Source organism: Stenotrophomonas sp. 2694 (genome assembly GCF_040548715.1).
Lineage (GTDB): Bacteria > Pseudomonadota > Gammaproteobacteria > Xanthomonadales > Xanthomonadaceae > Stenotrophomonas > Stenotrophomonas indicatrix.
Genome location: NZ_JBEPSG010000029.1, coordinates 1 through 17,777 on the forward strand (window position 1 = coordinate 1; position 17,777 = coordinate 17,777).

The following is a 17,777-nucleotide window of genomic DNA, read 5'->3' on the forward strand; positions in this document are numbered from 1 at the left end:
CTGAAACTAAAGGGCCTGAGCCCGGTAAAGTACCGGGAACAGGTCGCGCTGGCTGCCTGATCCCCAACTGTCCAACTTTAGGGGGTCACTTCAGGATGGGTTCACGGCGTCCCCTGCGCAGCCCATCTACCCGGCCAACCCTCATGAATCGCTTTGCGCCCACCCACGAGGGGCTGCGCCGTTCGCCGACCTTCGCCGCCGATGCGCGCATGAATCTGCGCAAGCGCATTTCTGTAATCGTTCCCACAACGCCGCACAGCAGCATCGCCGCTGACGAAGTTCCATTAAAAGTGGGCGCCAATTCACATTTTGACGCCGCGTTGATCCTGATCAATGGACTTGTCGCAATCGGCCTGCACAATGGCGGCCCGTTCGGCATGGCGCGCCGTCTTTGATGCAGCGCGAGGGGCGTCGGATGGGAAAGCAGTACTGATCCAACGGGTACAGGGAGCGCGGAGCACTGCCACTGGGGAGCGGCAGCCGCGCAGGTACCGACCGGGTCCGGCGGCCGGTTGCGTCTGCGGGGATGGGGACGCAACCGGCAACCTCTGCCTGAATGGGGCAGGTCAATCACAACGTCTTCACATTTCGCGCTGAACGCGTGCAAATCGTTGTGATTCATGGTGTTAGGGGTTTTAATTCATCCATGACCTGCTAACCTGCGGTGATGATTCGACGTTCTCTGGCCTGCATGCTCACCCTCGGCCTGGTCGCCTGCGCGACCCAGCCGACGTCCCCACCGACTTCGCCACAGGCCAGCAGTACGCCGCGCCACCCGGCGGCCAAGCCCCACGGCCCGGCCGAGGCCGCGCCGGAAGCGACCGCGGCCACGGCAGCACCGGTCGATCTCACCCCGGTGCCGTTCGAAACCGCGCGCGCCAGATTCATTGCCGACACCGCCAAGCGCTACGGACTCAAGCCCGACGAGATCCGCAACGTGCTCGACCAGGCGCAGGTGCGCCAGCCGATCATCGCCGCCATGTCGCGGCCGGCCGAACGGGTCAAGCCGTGGAACGAATACCGGCCGATGTTCATCAGCAAGGCACGCATCGATGGCGGCAAGGCGTTTCTTGCCCAGCATCGCGCCGAACTGGACCGTGTGCAGCAGCGCACCGGCGTGCCGGCGGAAGTGATCGTGGCGATCATCGGCGTGGAAACCAGCTACGGCAAGAATGCCGGCAGCCATCGCGTGCTCGATGCGCTGTACACCCTGGCCTTCTATTACCCGCGCAGTGGCGACCCGGCCAAGCTGGAACGCGAAGTGCGCCGCGAGCTGTTCTTCCGCGATGAACTGGCCAAGCTGTTCGAGCTGGGTCGCGAGGAAAAGCTGGACATCACCACGCTCAAGGGCAGCTATGCCGGTGCGATGGGCATGGGCCAGTTCATGCCCTCCAGCTACCTGGATTACGCCGTGGACGGCAATGGCGATGGTCGCCGTGACCTGTTCACCAGCTACGACGACGTGTTCTCGTCCATCGCCAACTACTTCGTGAAGAAGGGCGGCTGGGTGCGCGGTGGCCAGGTCGCCGTGCCGGCCACGCTCGCCGCCGGCCGCGAGGAGTTCAACCCGACCGAGTGGATGCCCACCTGGTCGCTGGGCGACCTGGCCCAGCGCGGCTACCAGCCCAGCGCGCCGGTGCAGCCCGGTGCCACTGCTACCCCGATCACCCTTGAAGGCAGCACCGGCAAGCAGTACTGGCTGGGCTTCCAGAACTACTACGCAATCACCCGCTACAACCTCTCGAAGATGTACGCGATGGCCGTGTTCCAGTTGTCGCAGGCCATTGCCGGACAGGAGCTGCCCCCGGCATGAACATCAGATGGCTGGTCCCTGGATTGATCGTCCTCGCGCTGGCCGCCTGCAGCAGCGCGCCGAAAAAGCCGGCGACCGCCGGCCACGGTGGCAAGCCGTCCGGCACGGTGGTGCAGGGCAAGGGCGGGCGTCCGGCGCATTGTCCGGAGGGCTCGCCGTACGCGGCGGCCACCGAGGACCTGTCCACCCGTGGCAACTACACCGCCGGTGGCCTGTACAAGCCCGGCGTGAAAGACACCACGCCCAGTTACGTGCCCAACGTGGCCTGTATTCCCGAGCCGGTGGTGACCAATGAGGATCGCTCGGCGATCGGCAACAAGTCGCCCTACGTGGTGCTGGGCAAGCAGTACAAGGTGCTCGACGACACCCGCAACTACGTTGAACGCGGCACCGCTTCGTACTACGGCGCCAAGTTCCATGGCCGCCTGACCTCCAACCGCGAGGTCTACGACATGTACCAGTTCACCGCTGCGCACAAGACCCTGCCGCTGCCCAGCTTCGCCCGCGTGACCAACCTGGACAACGGCGAATCGGTGATCGTGCGCGTCAATGATCGTGGCCCGTTCCACGATGGCCGCGTGGTCGATCTCAGTTACGCCGCCGCTGTGCGCCTGGGCATCACCCAGCGCGGTACCGGCAACGTGGAAGTGCGCGCAGTGCAGCCGGGTGAAACCAACCTGATGGCGCAGAAGCCGTCGCGCCGCGAACGCCGTGCTGCTGAAGCGGCTACCGCTGCCGTTGCCAGCGCACGCCCCGCACCCACCGCACGTGCGGTTGCCGACAGCGACATCGATCGACTGGTCAAGCGCCTGCCGGCCGACGCCGCGCCCGAGCGCGGCCAGCCGGCTACCACCCAGGCCGCTGTCAGCACGATGCCGGAAGTGGCGGTCAGCAGCCTGCCGCCCAGCGCACCCGCGTCGCGTCCGGCAGCGCCGGTCGTGGCCACCGCCATGCCGCGCGGCCCGGCCCCGGCCAGCAGCCCCAGCCTGTCGCAGAAGGTGGTGGGCGCGGTGATGCTGCAGGTCGCCAGCTTCTCCAACCGCGACAACGCCAACCGGGCGATGGGCCAGCTCAACGCTGCCGGCATCGTCGGTGCCACCATCAGCGACATCGCTGCCGGTGGTCGTACCCTGTGGCGCCTGCGGGTACCCGCCAGCGACCATGCCAGCGCGGCGGAACTTGCCGGGCGCATCTCGGGTCTGGGCTTTGGCTCGCCACAGATCGTCAAGGACTGATTCCGCCCGGGCCGGTGCTGCCGGCCCTTGCCACCTCGGCCTTACAATGGCCACCTCGCCCCATCCTTCATTTTCCGGCCGTCCCCTGGAGCCTGCTGTCCCATGAATTTCCGTTCCGCCGCCACTGCCCTGGCCGCCACCCTGGTGGTGGGCCTGGCCTCCGCCCAGACGCCGCTGCCGACCCCGGCCACCCCGGCGCCTGCCGCCGCTGCTGCCCCCGCCGCCGTGGCCACGCCGCCGGCGCCTGCACCCAGCGTTTCCAAGGCCTGGGTGCTGATGGACTACGCCACCGGCCAGGTGCTGGCAGGCGAGAACATCAACGAACAGCTGGCCCCGGCCAGCATCACCAAGGTGATGACGTCGTACGTGATCGCCGCCGAGGTCAAGAACGGCAAGGTCCGTCCCGATGACCAGGTGATGATGAGCGAACGCGCCTGGCGCGAAGGTGGTGCCGGCACCGACGGCAGCTACAGCGGCTTCCCGGTCAACCAGACCGCGCGCCTGGAAGACATGGAAAAGGGCATGGCGATCCAGTCCGGCAATGACGCCGCGATCGCCCTGGCCGAGCACGTGGCCGGCAGCGAAGAAGCCTTTGCTTCGCTGATGAACAGCTACGCCGCCAAGATCGGCATGAAGAACTCGCACTTCGTGAACGCCCACGGCCTGACCGCCCCGGGCCATCACAGCAGCGCCTACGACCTGGCCCTGCTGGGCCGCGCGATGGTGCGCGACTACCCGGAAACCTACGCGTACAACAAGATCAAGGAATTCCAGGTCGGCACCATCAAGCAGCCCAACCGCAATCTGCTGTTGTGGCGCGATGGCAGCGTGGACGGCATCAAGACCGGCCACACCTCCGAGGCCGGCTACTGCCTGATGAGCTCGGCCCAGCGCGGTGACCAGCGCCTGGTCGCGGTGGTGCTGGGTGGCGCGTCGGAAAAGCAGCGCGCCGATGACAGCCTGGCCCTGTTGAACTGGGGCTTCCGCTTCTTCGAGACCCACCGCCTGTACGAGCCGGGCAAGGCCGTGGCCGAGCACAAGGTATGGAAGGGCACCACCGACAAGGTGCAGCTGGGCGTGGCGCAGCCGATGCTGGTCAGCGTGCCGCGCGGTCGTTACAACGACCTGAAGCCGAGCATCGACGTGCCCAAGACCCTGGAAGCGCCGTTCACCGCTGGCCAGCAGATCGGCACCGTCAAGGTCACCCTGGATGGCAAGCTGGTGGCCGAAGCGCCGCTGGTGGCTGTGGCCGCCGTCGAGCAGGCCGGCTTCTTCAAGCGCCTGTGGGACAGCTTCTGGATGTGGTGGGAATCGGAATGATCCGCAGCCTGCTGCGGTGAATGAAAAAGGCCGGCGAATGCCGGCCTTTTTCGTGGGATCCCGCCGGGCATGGCCCGGCGCTACCGATGATCGGGTAGCGCCGGGCCATGCCCGGCGGACGCAGTCCCGGATTACAGCGAGCGATTCAATCCGGTGTGCCGACCAACGGTCGGCACCTACCCGCTTCACCATCAGCCCCTCGCTTACAGCGAGCGGCTGATGGTGAAGCTGCCGAACACCGGGGCTTCGCGCTGGCCATTGAACTCGCGGGTGCTGTGGTAGCGGGCTACCGCGAATTTCCAGCGGCCGCGCATCACTGCCACGCCGTAACCGCCGTAGGCGACCACGTGGCGCTTGTCCACGCTGTGGCTGTTGCGGAACGTGTTGCCGTCCAGGGTGATATCGCGGATCACCCACGCCGCATCGGTGGTGGCGAACATGTGCCACGACCAGCCACTGGGCTTGCCACCCCGGGTCGGCGCGGTGTTCTCGCCGGCCGGGCGCAGCGGGGTGCTGCCGAAATCGTCGGGCAGCTTCCAGCCGAAACGCACTTCGCCGCCGACGTTGGCCTTGGTTTCCAGGTTGCCGATCGAGCCGCCGTAATGGCTGATCGCATCCCAGCCCCAGCCGTCGGCATTGATGCTGGCATCGCCCGGCCAGCGGCGCATGCGCTCGTGGGTCAGCATGAACACCGGTTCGTTGTGCAGCTGGTTGTCCCAGCCCTGGAATTTCTCATCACCCAGCACGTCGTGCACCGCGTTCTGCACCTGCCGGCCCTGCGCCCACGGGCCCACCACGCCCAGGGTCAGCAGGGTGGTCTGCAGGTGGTCGCCGCTGCGTGCGTTGTAGCCGAAGCTGGCCACCAGCACGCCCGCATACGGGCGGTCGTCTTCGATCAGGTCCTTCCGGGTGAAATCGGTGGGGGTGAAGATGCCCTGGGCCAGGCTGAAGATCATGTTCTGCTGTTCGAACCTGCCCGGGTGCAGTGCCTCCAGGTGGCTGTTCACCCAGCGCGCCAGGCGCGGCAGGCACGGGTCGTCGGTGTAATCGACCAGGTTGGGCGAGACCAGGGTCAGCTGGGCACCGTTGGTATAGCCCTGGTCCTGGTGGCGGCCGCCGAACAGGTCGTTGTCGACGCGGAAATTGACCTGCGGCGGATGCTCGCGCATCGCGTCCGGGCCGCATTGCTCGGCTGCGTAGGCGGAAAGGGGGAGGGCGGTGGCCAGCAGGCCGGACAATCCAAAGGATGCGAGGTAGCGCATGGATGGGATGATCATCGGGAAGGGGGCTTTTGTCTGTCGTTTTATGCAACGACACGGTACTCCCGGCGCTGTGATGGAACGAGCGCGCTGGGATCACTTGTCTGTTCCGAAAACAACATTGTCTGATCGATACAATCGGTTACCGCAGGTGAAGCCGCAGCGATGGGGCAGGGGCCCTGGGAGGTGGGTCCCAGCCTGAATGGATGTTCAGCTGCAACGCAGCGGCCCGCCCGCAGTGCCGCCGGCTTACATGAATACTCTTGGGTTTGTTGCCCTGCGGCCCGATAATGGGCGCATGGAAATCAAGTCCGACAACCCCGAACACGGCTTCCAGTTCCCCGGTCAGTTCGAGCTCAGCGCGATGGGCCCGGCCAACCGCGGCCTGGAGCATGAACTCCCCCGCCTGCTGCTGGCTGCTGGCGTCGACGTGGTGAACGAGCGCATCAGCTGGAAGCATTCGTCCAACGGCAAGTACGTCTCGGTGCGCCTGGTCTTCCGGGCCGAGAACCGTGAACAGTACGACGTGGCCCACCAGGCCCTGCGCGACCACCCGGAAGTGAAGTGGACGGTGTAGCCGTCAGCTGTCCTGCCGAAGCGGCTGCCCCCGAGGCGCGCCCGCCGCGCCCGGCGGTGGTCCGTGACCTGGGGCGCCAGGCCTACGAGCCGGTCTGGCACGCCATGCAGCGTTTCACCGACCAGCGCGACGATGACACGCTGGACGAGCTGTGGGTGGTCGAGCACGATCCGGTGTTCACCCTGGGCCAGGCCGGCAAGGTCGAACACGTGCTGGCGCCGGGGGAGATCCCGGTGGTCCACGTCGATCGCGGTGGCCAGGTGACCTACCACGGCCCCGGCCAGATCGTGATCTATCCGCTGCTGCGGCTGCCGCGGCTGGGCATTGGCGTGCGCGACTACGTATGCCGCATCGAGCAGGCCATCATCGATACCCTGGCGGAATGGAACATCGGTGCCGAACGGCTCGATGGCGCCCCGGGCGTCTACGTCGGCGGCGCCAAGATCGCCGCACTCGGCATCCGCGTGCGGCGCGGCTGCACCTTCCACGGCCTGGCCTTCAACGTGGCCATGGACCTCGACCCTTTCCACCGCATCAACCCCTGTGGTTACGAGGGGTTGCAGGTGACCACGGTGCTAGACTTGGGCGGTCCGTCCGGGATGGACGCCGTCAAGCCGGTGCTGCTGGACCACCTGGCCCGCCAGTTCGGCCTGCTGCTGCAGCCCGTGCCTGAACTGCCTGATCTCTCTGCGGCCGCCTGACCGCCCCCGGAAACGCCATGACTGAAACCACTGCCCGCACCATTCCCCTGCAGATCGTGCAGGCCGAGCTTCCGTCCACCGCGCCGTTGCAGGCCGGGGTCAAGCAGATGGGTGGGGACAAGATCAACCGTTCGCCGGTGCAGTTCGCCGACGTGCCGGTGCTGCGCAAGCCCTCCTGGATCCGCGTGCGCATTCCTTCGGGCAATGCCGTGCAGAACCTGAAAGCCAAGCTGCGCGAGAACCGCCTGGTGACCGTGTGCGAGGAAGCCAGCTGCCCGAACATCCACGAATGCTTCGGCCACGGCACCGCCACTTTCATGATCCTGGGCGAGGTCTGCACCCGCCGCTGCTCGTTCTGCGACGTGGCACACGGCCGGCCGAAGCCGCCCGATGCCAACGAGCCGGCCAGCCTGGGCCAGACCGTGGCCGACATGGGCCTGAAGTACGTGGTGGTGACCAGCGTCGACCGCGATGACCTGCGCGACGGCGGTGCCCAGCACTTCGTCGACTGCATCACCGCCATCCGCGAGAAATCGCCGGGCACCCGCATTGAAGTGCTGACCCCGGATTTCCGCGGCAAGGGCCGCATGGAGCGCGCGCTGGAGATCCTCGCGCAGAACCCGCCGGACGTGTTCAACCACAACATCGAAACCGTGCCGGACCTGTACCGCAACGTGCGCCCGGGTGCCGATTACCAGTGGTCGTTGAACCTGCTGAAGAACTTCAAGGCGCAGCACCCTGACGTACCGACCAAGTCGGGCATCATGCTGGGCCTGGGCGAAGACTTCGAACAGATCAAGGCCACCATGCGCGACCTGCGTGCGCACAATGTGGACATGATCACCATCGGCCAGTACCTGCAGCCGACCGCGCACCACCACCCGGTGCTGAAGTACTGGACCCCGGACGACTACAAGGCGCTGGAAGTCTACGGTTACGAGCTGGGCTTCAGCCACGTGGCCTCCGGCCCGATGGTGCGCTCGTCGTACCACGCCGACGTACAGGCCAAGGGCGCCGGCGTCCAGTAAGCGGTTGCGCGATGCGCGCTACCGCTTCCCACGGTGTGCTGCGCACACCGTGGGCCCCGGCTTACCACCACCCACACCCCCGCCGCTTCGCGGCCGCCCCCTGACTCAGGGGGCTTGCAACCCGACGGCCTCCGTAACCTGATAGACGTCACCGCAAGGTGGGCCGCTCTTCAGCCATTCACAATTTGCTACACCGGCCCCGCTAGGCTGGTTTTCCACTGGAAGTGGACGGGTGACAAACCCGGCAACTTTCGGCACTGTCGTGGTGTCTGAACACCCTGCAGTCTCCCCCTTGGCAAGGCGCCTTCGAGCACGTCAATGAAATTCAAAGCCCCCGCATTCCTGATGGCCCTGGCGCTGGTCGCGCCGTTGGCGCTGGCGGCCAAGGCCGACTCGCCGGCGTTGCCGGCGGCGGCTACCGCCGATCAGGTGACCACCTCCAAGCTGGTCTACGGCCTGTTGTCCGACAGCCGCTACGCCTATCGCCCGCGTGCGCTCGATGAAGCCACCTCCAAGGATGTGTTCAAGCGCTACCTGGAGACACTGGACGGCGGCAAGCAGTACTTCACCCAGGCCGACATCACCCGCTTTGCACCGTTCCAGGCCGGCATTGCCAATGCCATCCGCGGCGGCGAGCTGGAGCCGGCCTTCCAGGTGTTCGCGGTCTACAAGCAGCGCGTCGGCGAGCGCGTGGCCTATGCGCGCAAGCTGCTGAAGCAGGAACCGGATTTCACCACCGACGAGCGCTTCGAGTACGACCGCAAGGACGTGCCGTGGGCAGCGTCCAGCGCCGAGCTCGACGAGCTGTGGCGCAAGTCGGTGAAGAATGACTGGCTGCGCCTGAAGCTGGCCGGCAAGAAGTCCGATGACATCCGCAAGACGCTGGACAAGCGTTACGCCACCCTGGAAAAGTCGGTCAACGAGCTGAAGGGCGAAGACACCTTCCAGTTCTTCATGAACGCCTACACCAGCGCGGTTGATCCGCACACCGATTACTTCACCCCGCGTACCGCCGAGAACTTCAACCAGGCGATGTCGCTGTCGCTGGAAGGCATCGGCGCGCAGCTGCAGCGCCAGGACGACGTGGTGGTGATCCGCGAGATCATCGCCGGTGGTCCGGCGGCCGTGGACGGCACGCTGAAGCCGGGTGACCGCATCGTCGGCGTCGGCCAGGGCAAGTCCGGGCTGGTGGAAGATGTGATCGGCTGGCGCATCGATGATGTCGTGGCCAAGATCCGTGGCGCCAAGGACACCCAGGTGAAGCTGGAGTTCATTCCGGCCGAAGCGGGCGTCGACGGCAAGCACCACACCCTGGTGCTGACCCGGCAGAAGGTGCGCCTGGCCGAACAGGCCGCCAAGGGCGAGACCATGACCATCCCGGCCGTCAATGGCGAGCCGGCACGCAAGGTCGGCGTGATCAAGCTGCCGACCTTCTACCAGGACTTCGAAGGCCGTCGTCGCAACGCCACCGATTACGCGTCGGCCACCCGCGACGTGGCCAAGCTGCTGGCCGGTTTCAAGACCGACAAGCTGGACGGCGTGGTGCTGGACCTGCGCAACAACGGTGGCGGTTCGCTGGATGAGGCCATCGAGCTGACCGGTCTGTTCATCGAGCAGGGTCCGGTGGTGCAGGTGCGCGAATCCGGTGGCCGGGTCACCGTCAACAGCGACCGCAACCAGGGCGTGGCATGGGACGGTCCGCTGGCCGTGCTGATCAACCGTGGTTCGGCCTCGGCGTCGGAAATCTTTGCTGGTGCCATCCAGGACTACGGCCGCGGCCTGGTCATCGGTGAAACCAGCTTCGGCAAGGGCACGGTGCAGAACATCGTCGACCTGGACCGTTGGCCGAGTGGCGAAGCCCAGCGCTTTGGCCAGGTGAAGCTGACCATCGCCCAGTTCTTCCGCATCAGCGGCAGCAGCACCCAGCACAAGGGTGTGGTGCCGGACCTGGCGTTCCCGGCCAGCGTCGATGCCACCGAGTTCGGCGAGAGCACCTACGACAATGCCCTGCCGTGGACCCGTATCGCCGCGGTGCCGCACACCCAGTACGGCAACTTCGCGCCGCTGCTGCCGAAGCTGGAAACGCGTCACGACGCGCGCATCGCCACCGACAAGGAATTCCAGTGGTGGAACGAGGACGTGGAGCAGTTCCGTACTGAAGCGGCGAAGAAGTACGTCTCGCTGAATGAAGCGACCCGACGTGCCGAGCGCGAGCGCCAGGACACCCAGCGCAAGCAGCGCCAGATCGTGCGCAAGGAACTGGGCCTGGCCCTGGACCCGCTGGCCGATGACAGCAGCGATGACGGCCTGACCGGCAACGAGCGCGACATCGTCAAGGATGCCGCCCGCGAGAAGGCCGCCGAGAAGCGCCCGGATCCGTTGCTGCGTGAATCGGCCTCGATCCTGGCCGACGCGGTGAACCTGCTGGAGGCCGACCGTCCGCTGTCGGCGCAGGTCCTGCCGCAGTCCACCGCCGCAGGCCGCTGGGCCGACTGATTGACTGAAAAAGGGGACGGAGGGGTCAAGTCGTTAGTGGCACAAACGACTTGATCCTTCCGTCCCCTTTTTGCATGAACCGGGTACAACGGTGGGGGACGTGCCCGGTGTTTTCGACCCGGCGCACACGGGCAGGGGGCTACCCTCGGGGATACCGTCTTCGCAGGAGTACCCATGCGGGCCTCCCTTCTTTCTGCTTCCCTGCTGGCTGCCACCAGTGCCTTGGCATTGACCGCCTGTGGCGGTCGTGCCGCCGACAGCAGTCTGTTGCGGGAGTCCTTCGACTCCGGCGACACCTTCTCGCGCACCGTCGATGGGCGGCCGGCCGAAGCCTGCGAAGCAGCCCGGCGCACGCTGCTCAGCCAGGGCTATGCGATCGCACGCTCGGACGATGCGCAGGTGGAAGGCAACAAGAACTTCCAGCCGCGCGAGGACGACCATGAGCAGCTGGTGCTGCGTATCTCGTGCGCGCCGCGTGGCAGCCAGGCGTTGGTGTTCGTCAGCGCCGTGCAGGACCGCTATGCACTGAAGAAGAGCCCGACCTCGGCCAGTGTGGGCGTGGGCGCGCTGGGCTCGGTGTCGCTGCCGTTCGGCAGCAATGACGACTCACTGGTGAAAGTGGCCAGCAGCACGATCACCGATGCCGAGTTCTATCGGCGCTTCTTCCAGCGCCTGCAGCAATACCTGCCAGCGGCAGCGAAGCCAGAGCCGCAACCGCAACCGGCCGCGTCGCCGCAGCCTCCTGCCGGGCCTGAGCCCGAACCAGCGCCGGCAGCAACGGACCAGGGCTGAGCGTGCGCGGCAGGGTGATCGCGTGGGCCCTGCTGCTGGGCTGGCCCCTGAGCACGCTGGCCGCTACGGCCGAGTGCAGCCAAGGCCTGCTGCAGCGGCTGGGATGGCGCTTTGAAACCGCAACGATTACCACGCCACAGGTAGAGGGTGGGCCGGTGTGTACGCGTGCCTCGCTGGCCGAAGCGCAGGCGGCCGGTGATCTACGTGTGCGTTGGCCCGGAACGCTGGCCGAGGCCGACCGGCAGGCCCTGTTGCAGCAGTTGCTGGATGACCCGGCCACGGTCTGCGCCTACGCCTTTGAACTGGGCGGCGCCGTGCAACGCGCTACGCAGGCACTGCAGGACAATGAATCCTTCCGCTTCACCGGTGTGCAGCTGGGCTGGATCGGCTTTGGCGCACGCGGCGCCCCGGCACAGGGATGGCAGCGGGTGCGCAGCTTCGGTCGTGGCTATGTGCCGGCCGCCAGCAACAGCCGCGCGCTGGATGCGTTCTATACGGGCCACGTGCGCGCCGAGTGCGGCGTCGGCCGCCAGGTCGCGCAGCTGGCCACGCAGCGCGAGCTGTACGGCGATGCGGCCTTCGATGCGGAATTCGCGCCCGCCGAACTGTCCATCGGCACGTTCCTTGGCCTGCACGACACCGACAGCATCCTGCTGGGCGCGCAGGCCGGCCAGTTCATGGCCGACGGCAAGGCCGTGCGCACGTCGGCGATGGGGCGGCAGGCCTTTGTCGGGCTGCCGGGCTTCATCGAACACGTCTTCGACAAAGGCACCTTGGACGATCTGAGCAACCAGGCGGAGAACTTCGTCGTGGTGGAGGTGGGCGAAGGCGCGGCGCAGGCACTGGCGGAGCACGGTGGCCTGGCCTGGTATGACCAGCGCAACCGTGCCCTGTGGCAGCTGGCGCAGGGCATTCCGCGTGTCGGCCAACGCTATTTCGAGCGGTTGCTGTACGAGCGCGATCCAGCGCTGCGTGCGCAGCTGGCCCCGCGCTATCGTGACGTCGTGCAGCAGATGGACCAGTTGCTGGACGATCCGTTCTACCAGCAGTTCGTGATCTACGCGCACCCACGCGGTATACGTCCTGTCGGCTACCACATCATTCGCCTGCTCGACCGGAATCCGCGCACGCCGTTTTCCATCGACCTGGCGTTGCACAATCTGCATACCACGCTCTACCGGCGTTGGCGCGAGGCGCAGTTGCGCCACTGCGCAGCCACCGGCAGGCCAGGCAGCCTGACCCTAGACCCCAACTGAAGGTGAAACAATGGATATTGCAATGATCGGCCTCGGCCGGATGGGCGCCAACATGGCCCAGCGCCTGCACCGCGGTGGCCACCGCGTTGTCGGCTACGACCCGGGCGAGGGCGCCCGCCAGCGCGCCGCCGAGGCCGGCCTGGAGGTGGTTGATTCGCTGGCCGCCGCAGTGGCCGCGCTGCCGGTGCCGCGCGTGGTGTGGCTGATGGTGCCCGCCGGCGAGACCGTGGACCAGACGCTGGGCCAGTTGACCCCGCACCTGGCCGAAGGTGACATCGTCATCGACGGTGGCAACTCCAACTACCAGGACTCGATCCGTCGCGCCAAGGCGCTGGCCGAAGATGACCTGGGCTACGTGGACTGTGGCACCAGCGGCGGCGTGTGGGGCCTGCAGGAAGGCTACAGCCTGATGGTGGGTGGCGATGCAGCGGTGGTCGAACAGATCGCACCGCTGCTGCGCACGCTGGCACCGGCCGAGGACCGCGGCTGGGCGCGCGTCGGCCCTTCCGGCGCAGGCCACTTCACCAAGATGGTCCACAACGGCATCGAGTACGGAATGATGCAGGCCTACGCCGAAGGCTTCGCGTTGATGGAGCGCAAGCAGGAGATGGAACTGGACCTGGCCCAGGTGGCCGAGGTCTGGCGCCACGGCAGCGTGGTGCGATCGTGGCTGCTGGACCTCAGCACCGAAGCACTCAAGCGCAATCCCTCGCTCGATGGCATCGCACCATACGTGGAAGATTCCGGTGAAGGCCGCTGGACCGTCGCCGAAGCGATCGCGCTGGACGTACCGGCCCCGGTGATCACCCTGTCGCTGCTCGAACGCCTGCGTTCGCGCGAATCCAATTCGTTCACCGACCGCCTGCTGTCAGCGATGCGCAACGAATTCGGCGGCCACGCCATCAAGAAGTCGTAAGTACCGGTTTTATGTAGATCCACGCATGGCGTGGATCTACTGTGTCGACCAAGGTCGACCCCCACCAAGAGCAGGCCATGCCGTGTCGACCAAGGTCGACACCCACCAAGAGCAGCGGACAACTGTCGAAGGCGGGGTGGGTCCGGTTGCGGGGGCGTGAGCGCCATGGATGGCGCGACCGAGCTTACATGGACGTACTTGCAGCGTCCCCCGCAATCGGGCCCACCCCGCCATCCCACGGAATGCCCGCTTTTGACGTTGACGTTGACGTTGACGTTGATTCGGCAGGTGCAGGGCGCAGCCCTGCCGATCACCCCACCTGCACCCGCCGCCCTTCGCGCGCGCTATCCATCCCCGCCTGCAGCAGCCGCATCACCTGCAGCGCCTGCTGCGCGCTGACCGTCGGCTCGCCCTCACCCTGCATCGCCGCCGCGAAATCGGCATACAGGCGCCGGTAGTCGCCCGGCAGGTTGTCCACGGTACTGCGCAGGACGTTGTCCTCCGCATCGCAGTGCAGCAGCTCGCCGTGGCGCGGATCGATACCCCATCCCGGCGCACCTGGCGCGATGCCGCGACGCAGCTGCCCCTCCTGCACGTCCAGGCCATGCTTGATCCAACTGGCCCGCGTGCCATGCACGGAAAAACGGGGGGCAGGCGCAGCGACCAGTGAACCGGCATGCACGATCGCGCGAAGGCGCGGGTAATGCAGTACGGCGTGGAAATAGTCGACGCCGCTGCCGCCTTCGCGCTGCACCGCAAGGTCCGCATCGATCGCCTGCGGGCAGCCGAACAGCACCAGCATCTGGTCCAGCAGGTGCGGCCCCAGGTCGTACCACAGGCCGCTGCCCGGCCCGTCCTGCTCGCGCCAGCGTTCGCGCACCTGCGGACGGTACCGGTCGAAATGTGCGTGGCATTCGGCGATGTCACCGAGCGTGCCGTCGGCAAGCAGCGCCTGCAGGGTCAGGAAGTCCGCATCGAACCGCCGGTTCTGGAACACGGTGGCGATGCGTCCAGCGTCGCGCGCTGCGGCCAGCACCTGTTCGGCTTCGCGCACGCTCACGGCGAACGGTTTGTCCACCAGCACATGCTTGCCGGCGGCCAGCGCGGCGATGGCCAATGGCGCGTGCTGTTCGTTCGGCGTGGCGATTACCACCGCATCTACCGCAGGGTCATCGAAGACCTCCTGTGCGGCAGCGCGTACGTGGACGTCGCTGAAGGTGCGCAGCAGCGTATCGCGCTGCGAACTGACCACGCTGTGCAGGGCCAGCCCCGGCGTGTGCTGGATCAGCGGGGCGTGGAAGACGCGGCCGGCAAGGCCGTAGCCGATCAGGGCCAGTTGCAGCTCAGGGCGCATGGGAGGACTCCGCGCAGATCGTGAAGTGCAGGACAGGAACCTCAGGGTAAACGAGATGACTACGCGCCCGGAAGCTGAACCATTCCCGCTGCGGGTGCGCCCATTCACGTGAGCGTGACCGCAGCGCCACGCCTGCACTACAAGCACTTGGCGACACTGGGCGCACCAACCAGTAGGAGAACCAAACGATGAGCACCACGACCCGTACGCTGTTGGCTTCCGCCCTCACCCTGGGCCTGGCGCTGTCCTCCTCGGCCGCATTCGCCCAGGACGCCGCAGCGAAGAGCCCGCCGAAAACTGATCATTCGGCGATGACCCATGCAGACCGCCATGATTCCAACGAGCCGGTCACCGACAGCTGGATCACCACCAAGGTCAAGGCCGATCTGCTCGCCAGCAGCAATGTGCCGGGTACCGAAGTAAAGGTGGAGACGGTCAATGGCGTGGTCAGCCTGAGTGGCACCGTTGCCACCAAGGCCGAGCATGACAAGGCCATCGCCACCGCCAAGGGCATCAAGGGCGTGACCCGCGTTGATGCCGCCGCACTGAAGGTCAGCGCCGCCAAGCGTTGATCGACGCCGCAGGTTATCGGCAGGGGCGCTCCCACGGGGGCGCCCCTGTTTTGTGCTGTGGCGCCTGCTCGATACGTGCTGGTGGGCGCCCCGCCGAATGACCCATTGCCCCAGAGATGTGACCGGCTGCGCTATATTGCCGGTTCCGCCGTGGCCGGTCCTGCCCGGATCGCACTCCCCGGCTGAGCTGACGAGGAACTATGGCGCTGGTTTTCAGTGATGACATCTGGGATCGCTGGCGACTGCCTGCTTTGGCACTGGCAGCGGCAGCCATCATCGTGGTCCCGTGGTTGACCCTGCGTAAACTGCAGCAGGACAACGAACTGGCCATGGGCTGGGTGACCCATACCCAGCAGGTGACCGTGGCCCTGCAGCAGCTGCAGACCGACGTGCGCGACATCGAATCTGCTGCGTTGACGCTGTCCAAGGGCGTGGACGCGCCGGGCCTGCGCGAGCGCATGGGCAAGGCCAACGACATCCCCGAGCGTCTGGCCGAACTGGGCCGGATGACCCGCGACAATCCCGACCAGCTGATCCGCATCGGCCGCATCCAGTCGATGCTGGAAGGCCGGCTGGGGGTTGCGCGTGAACTGGCGAAGTCCGAGCCGAACAGCGACCAGCGCGAGCTGGTGCAGGACCTGAGCACGCGCTACCCGATCCGCGGCCTGGTGGAAGAGCTGCAGGCCAGTGAGGAAGCGCTGCTGGCCCAGCGCACCGCGCAGGCGGAGCGACAGAAGCGGCAGACCAACTTCGTGTCGTGGAGCTCGCTGCTGGTGCAGCTGGCACTGCTCGGCCTGGTGCTGTGGCTGCTGCAACGGCAGATCGGCCGCCGCCTGCAGGCAGAGCGGCAGTCGCAGCGCGCGGCGGCACGCGCTGCGTCGGTGCTGCAGACCGTGCGCGAACCGATCGTGCTGCTGGATCGCGAGCTGCGCGTGCAGCTGCACAATCCCGCGTTCTCCGAGTTGTACGGGCTGCAGGATGAGCGCGCCGACGGCCTGCTGCTGGAAGACGTAGGCGAGGGCGCGTGGCGTGACCCGGTGGTGCGCCAGCGTCTGGCCGATGTGTTGCTGCGCGGCCGCGAACTGTGGGATTTCGAACACGAACAACGCACCGTCGACGGCATGTCCCGTTACATGCTGCTCAACGCCCGGCGCATGCCGCTGCCTGACACCGACGATGAAGTGGTGCTGCTGACCGTCAGCGATGTGACCGTGCAGCGTGCGGTGCAGACACGTGTTGAAGAACTGAACCGGCAGCTGGAGGGCAAGGTTGCCCAGGTCTCGGAGGTCAATCGCGAACTGGAAGCGTTCAGCTACTCGGTGTCGCACGACCTGCGCGCGCCGCTGCGCCATGTCGCCGGTTTCTCGGACAAGCTGTCGCGCCATCTGGGCGAGGCTGCCGACGAGAAGAGCCAGCACTACCTGGGGGTGATCTCCGGTTCAGCGCGGCGCATGGCCACGTTGATCGACGACCTGCTGGTCTATTCGCGCCTGGGCCGCGTGGCGATGCGCCAGCAGACCGTGGACATGCAGTCGCTGGTGGCCGATACGCGCGCGATGCTCGACGCGAACGTGCAGAGCGAAGCCGAGAGCAGTGGCCACGCCCATCAGGTGGAGTGGAGCATCGCGCCGCTGCCGATCGTGGTGGGCGACGAAAACATGCTGCGCCAGGTCTGGCTGAACCTGCTGGGCAACGCGGTGAAGTATTCAGCCAACCGCGAGCCGGCCAAGGTCCGCGTGGACTACCAGCAGCAGCCCGATGGCGGTCATCAGTTCACGGTCAGCGACAATGGTGCAGGCTTTGACATGGCCTACGCCGGCAAGCTGTTCGGTGTATTCCAGCGCCTGCACAAGGCCAGCGACTATCCCGGCACCGGTATCGGCCTGGCCAGCGTTCGCAGGGTGCTGACCCGCCATGGCGGCCGCATCTGGGCCGAAGCCGCACCGGATGCCGGCGCCACCTTCCACTTCTATCTTCCCCCCGTGCTCGACACGGACAAACAGGGCCCCATCGCATGACGACGCTGCGCACCATCCTCCTGGCCGAAGACAGCCCGGCCGACGCCGAAATGGCGATCGATGCGCTGCAGGAAGCGCGCCTGGCCAATCCCATCGTGCACGTCGAAGACGGCGTGGAAGTGATGGATTACCTGCTGCGCCGCGGCGCCTTCGCCAGCCGCGAAGAGGGCCTGCCGGCGGTGCTGCTGCTGGACATCAAGATGCCGCGCATGGATGGCCTGGAAGTGCTGCGGCAGATCCGCGAACACGATGAGCTGAAGCGGTTGCCGGTGGTGATCCTGTCCTCCTCGCGCGAGGAAAGCGACCTGGCCCGCAGCTGGGACATGGGCGTGAACGCGTACGTGGTCAAGCCGGTAGACGTGGACCAGTTCTTCGGCGCAGTGCAGACCCTGGGCAAGTTCTGGGCACTGATCAACCAGGCTCCGGAGATCGAGTAGGCC

General features: G+C 66.5%; 15 protein-coding genes and 1 pseudogene. 14 read left to right on the forward strand and 2 right to left on the reverse strand.

All coding sequences use genetic code 11. The features are described from left to right. Nucleotides 1-143: 143 nt before the first annotated feature. The 4 genes from ABIA73_RS20190 to ABIA73_RS20205 all read left to right on the forward strand — a co-directional run bounded on the left by ABIA73_RS20190 (nucleotide 144) and on the right by ABIA73_RS20205 (nucleotide 4,368). The gene (locus ABIA73_RS20190) at nucleotides 144-395 is read left to right on the forward strand and encodes a hypothetical protein (protein ID WP_088100959.1); all 252 of its coding nucleotides are present in this window, start codon (nucleotides 144-146) and stop codon (nucleotides 393-395) included. Between the two features lie 272 nt (nucleotides 396-667). Further along, nucleotides 668-1,813, forward strand: coding sequence for a lytic murein transglycosylase B (gene mltB, locus ABIA73_RS20195; RefSeq protein WP_313283479.1), 1,146 nt, complete (start codon nucleotides 668-670; stop codon nucleotides 1,811-1,813). Continuing rightward, nucleotides 1,810-3,048 (forward strand): septal ring lytic transglycosylase RlpA family protein, encoded by a 1,239-nt coding sequence (locus ABIA73_RS20200; protein ID WP_025878708.1) that lies wholly within the window; start codon nucleotides 1,810-1,812, stop codon nucleotides 3,046-3,048. Before mltB ends, ABIA73_RS20200 begins: the two co-directional genes overlap by 4 nt. Before the next feature lie 102 nt (nucleotides 3,049-3,150). After that, nucleotides 3,151-4,368: a D-alanyl-D-alanine carboxypeptidase family protein gene (locus tag ABIA73_RS20205; RefSeq protein WP_025878707.1), complete on the forward strand. Its 1,218-nt coding sequence runs from the start codon at nucleotides 3,151-3,153 to the stop codon at nucleotides 4,366-4,368. A gap of 203 nt (nucleotides 4,369-4,571) precedes the next feature. On the opposite strand, the gene ABIA73_RS20210 is transcribed toward ABIA73_RS20205, so the two are convergent. Continuing rightward, entirely contained in the window at nucleotides 4,572-5,630 is a 1,059-nt protein-coding gene (locus tag ABIA73_RS20210) for a lipid A deacylase LpxR family protein (RefSeq protein ID WP_394122756.1), read from the reverse strand. Nucleotides 5,631-5,925: 295 nt separating this feature from the next. Here ABIA73_RS20210 and ABIA73_RS20215 point away from each other — a divergent pair, with 295 nt between their 5' ends. The 7 genes from ABIA73_RS20215 (at nucleotide 5,926) to gnd (ending at nucleotide 13,393) form a co-directional block, all read left to right on the forward strand. Beyond that, the gene (locus ABIA73_RS20215; protein WP_032975372.1) at nucleotides 5,926-6,204 is read left to right on the forward strand and encodes a YbeD family protein; all 279 of its coding nucleotides are present in this window, start codon (nucleotides 5,926-5,928) and stop codon (nucleotides 6,202-6,204) included. A 56-nt stretch (nucleotides 6,205-6,260) separates the two neighbouring features. Then, nucleotides 6,261-6,905, forward strand: a complete 645-nt coding sequence (lipB, locus tag ABIA73_RS20220) for a lipoyl(octanoyl) transferase LipB (protein WP_223483263.1) — start codon at nucleotides 6,261-6,263, stop codon at nucleotides 6,903-6,905. 17 nt (nucleotides 6,906-6,922) lie between these two features. Continuing rightward, nucleotides 6,923-7,933 (forward strand): lipoyl synthase, encoded by a 1,011-nt coding sequence (lipA, locus tag ABIA73_RS20225; RefSeq protein ID WP_059065144.1) that lies wholly within the window; start codon nucleotides 6,923-6,925, stop codon nucleotides 7,931-7,933. Between the two features lie 318 nt (nucleotides 7,934-8,251). After that, entirely contained in the window at nucleotides 8,252-10,429 is a 2,178-nt protein-coding gene (locus ABIA73_RS20230) for a carboxy terminal-processing peptidase (protein ID WP_059065142.1), read from the forward strand. 174 nt (nucleotides 10,430-10,603) lie between these two features. Next, nucleotides 10,604-11,221 (forward strand): DUF2242 domain-containing protein, encoded by a 618-nt coding sequence (locus ABIA73_RS20235; protein ID WP_033832021.1) that lies wholly within the window; start codon nucleotides 10,604-10,606, stop codon nucleotides 11,219-11,221. A 17-nt stretch (nucleotides 11,222-11,238) separates the two neighbouring features. Next, the gene (locus ABIA73_RS20240) at nucleotides 11,239-12,477 is read left to right on the forward strand and encodes a hypothetical protein (RefSeq protein ID WP_354276216.1); all 1,239 of its coding nucleotides are present in this window, start codon (nucleotides 11,239-11,241) and stop codon (nucleotides 12,475-12,477) included. Between the two features lie 10 nt (nucleotides 12,478-12,487). Next, complete coding sequence (gene gnd, locus ABIA73_RS20245; protein ID WP_025878699.1) at nucleotides 12,488-13,393, forward strand: phosphogluconate dehydrogenase (NAD(+)-dependent, decarboxylating); 906 nt, start codon at nucleotides 12,488-12,490, stop codon at nucleotides 13,391-13,393. A 310-nt stretch (nucleotides 13,394-13,703) separates the two neighbouring features. Here the strand turns inward: gnd and ABIA73_RS20250 are convergent, their stop codons facing one another. Further along, on the reverse strand, nucleotides 13,704-14,747 hold the full coding sequence (locus ABIA73_RS20250) for an oxidoreductase (protein WP_354276210.1): 1,044 nt from the start codon (nucleotides 14,745-14,747) through the stop codon (nucleotides 13,704-13,706). Nucleotides 14,748-15,082: 335 nt separating this feature from the next. On the opposite strand from ABIA73_RS20250, the pseudogene ABIA73_RS21530 reads away from it, so the two are divergent. The 3 genes and pseudogenes from ABIA73_RS21530 to ABIA73_RS20265 all read left to right on the forward strand — a co-directional run. Continuing rightward, nucleotides 15,083-15,319: pseudogene (locus tag ABIA73_RS21530) on the forward strand (BON domain-containing protein); the annotation flags it as partial. A 200-nt stretch (nucleotides 15,320-15,519) separates the two neighbouring features. Then, nucleotides 15,520-17,337 carry a sensor histidine kinase gene (locus tag ABIA73_RS20260; protein WP_025878696.1) on the forward strand — a complete coding sequence of 606 codons (1,818 nt, stop codon included), beginning with the start codon at nucleotides 15,520-15,522 and terminating at the stop codon, nucleotides 17,335-17,337. Next, entirely contained in the window at nucleotides 17,334-17,774 is a 441-nt protein-coding gene (locus ABIA73_RS20265; RefSeq protein ID WP_025878695.1) for a response regulator, read from the forward strand. The genes ABIA73_RS20260 and ABIA73_RS20265 overlap by 4 nt, the downstream gene beginning before the upstream one ends. The last annotated feature ends 3 nt before the right edge of the window (nucleotides 17,775-17,777 follow it).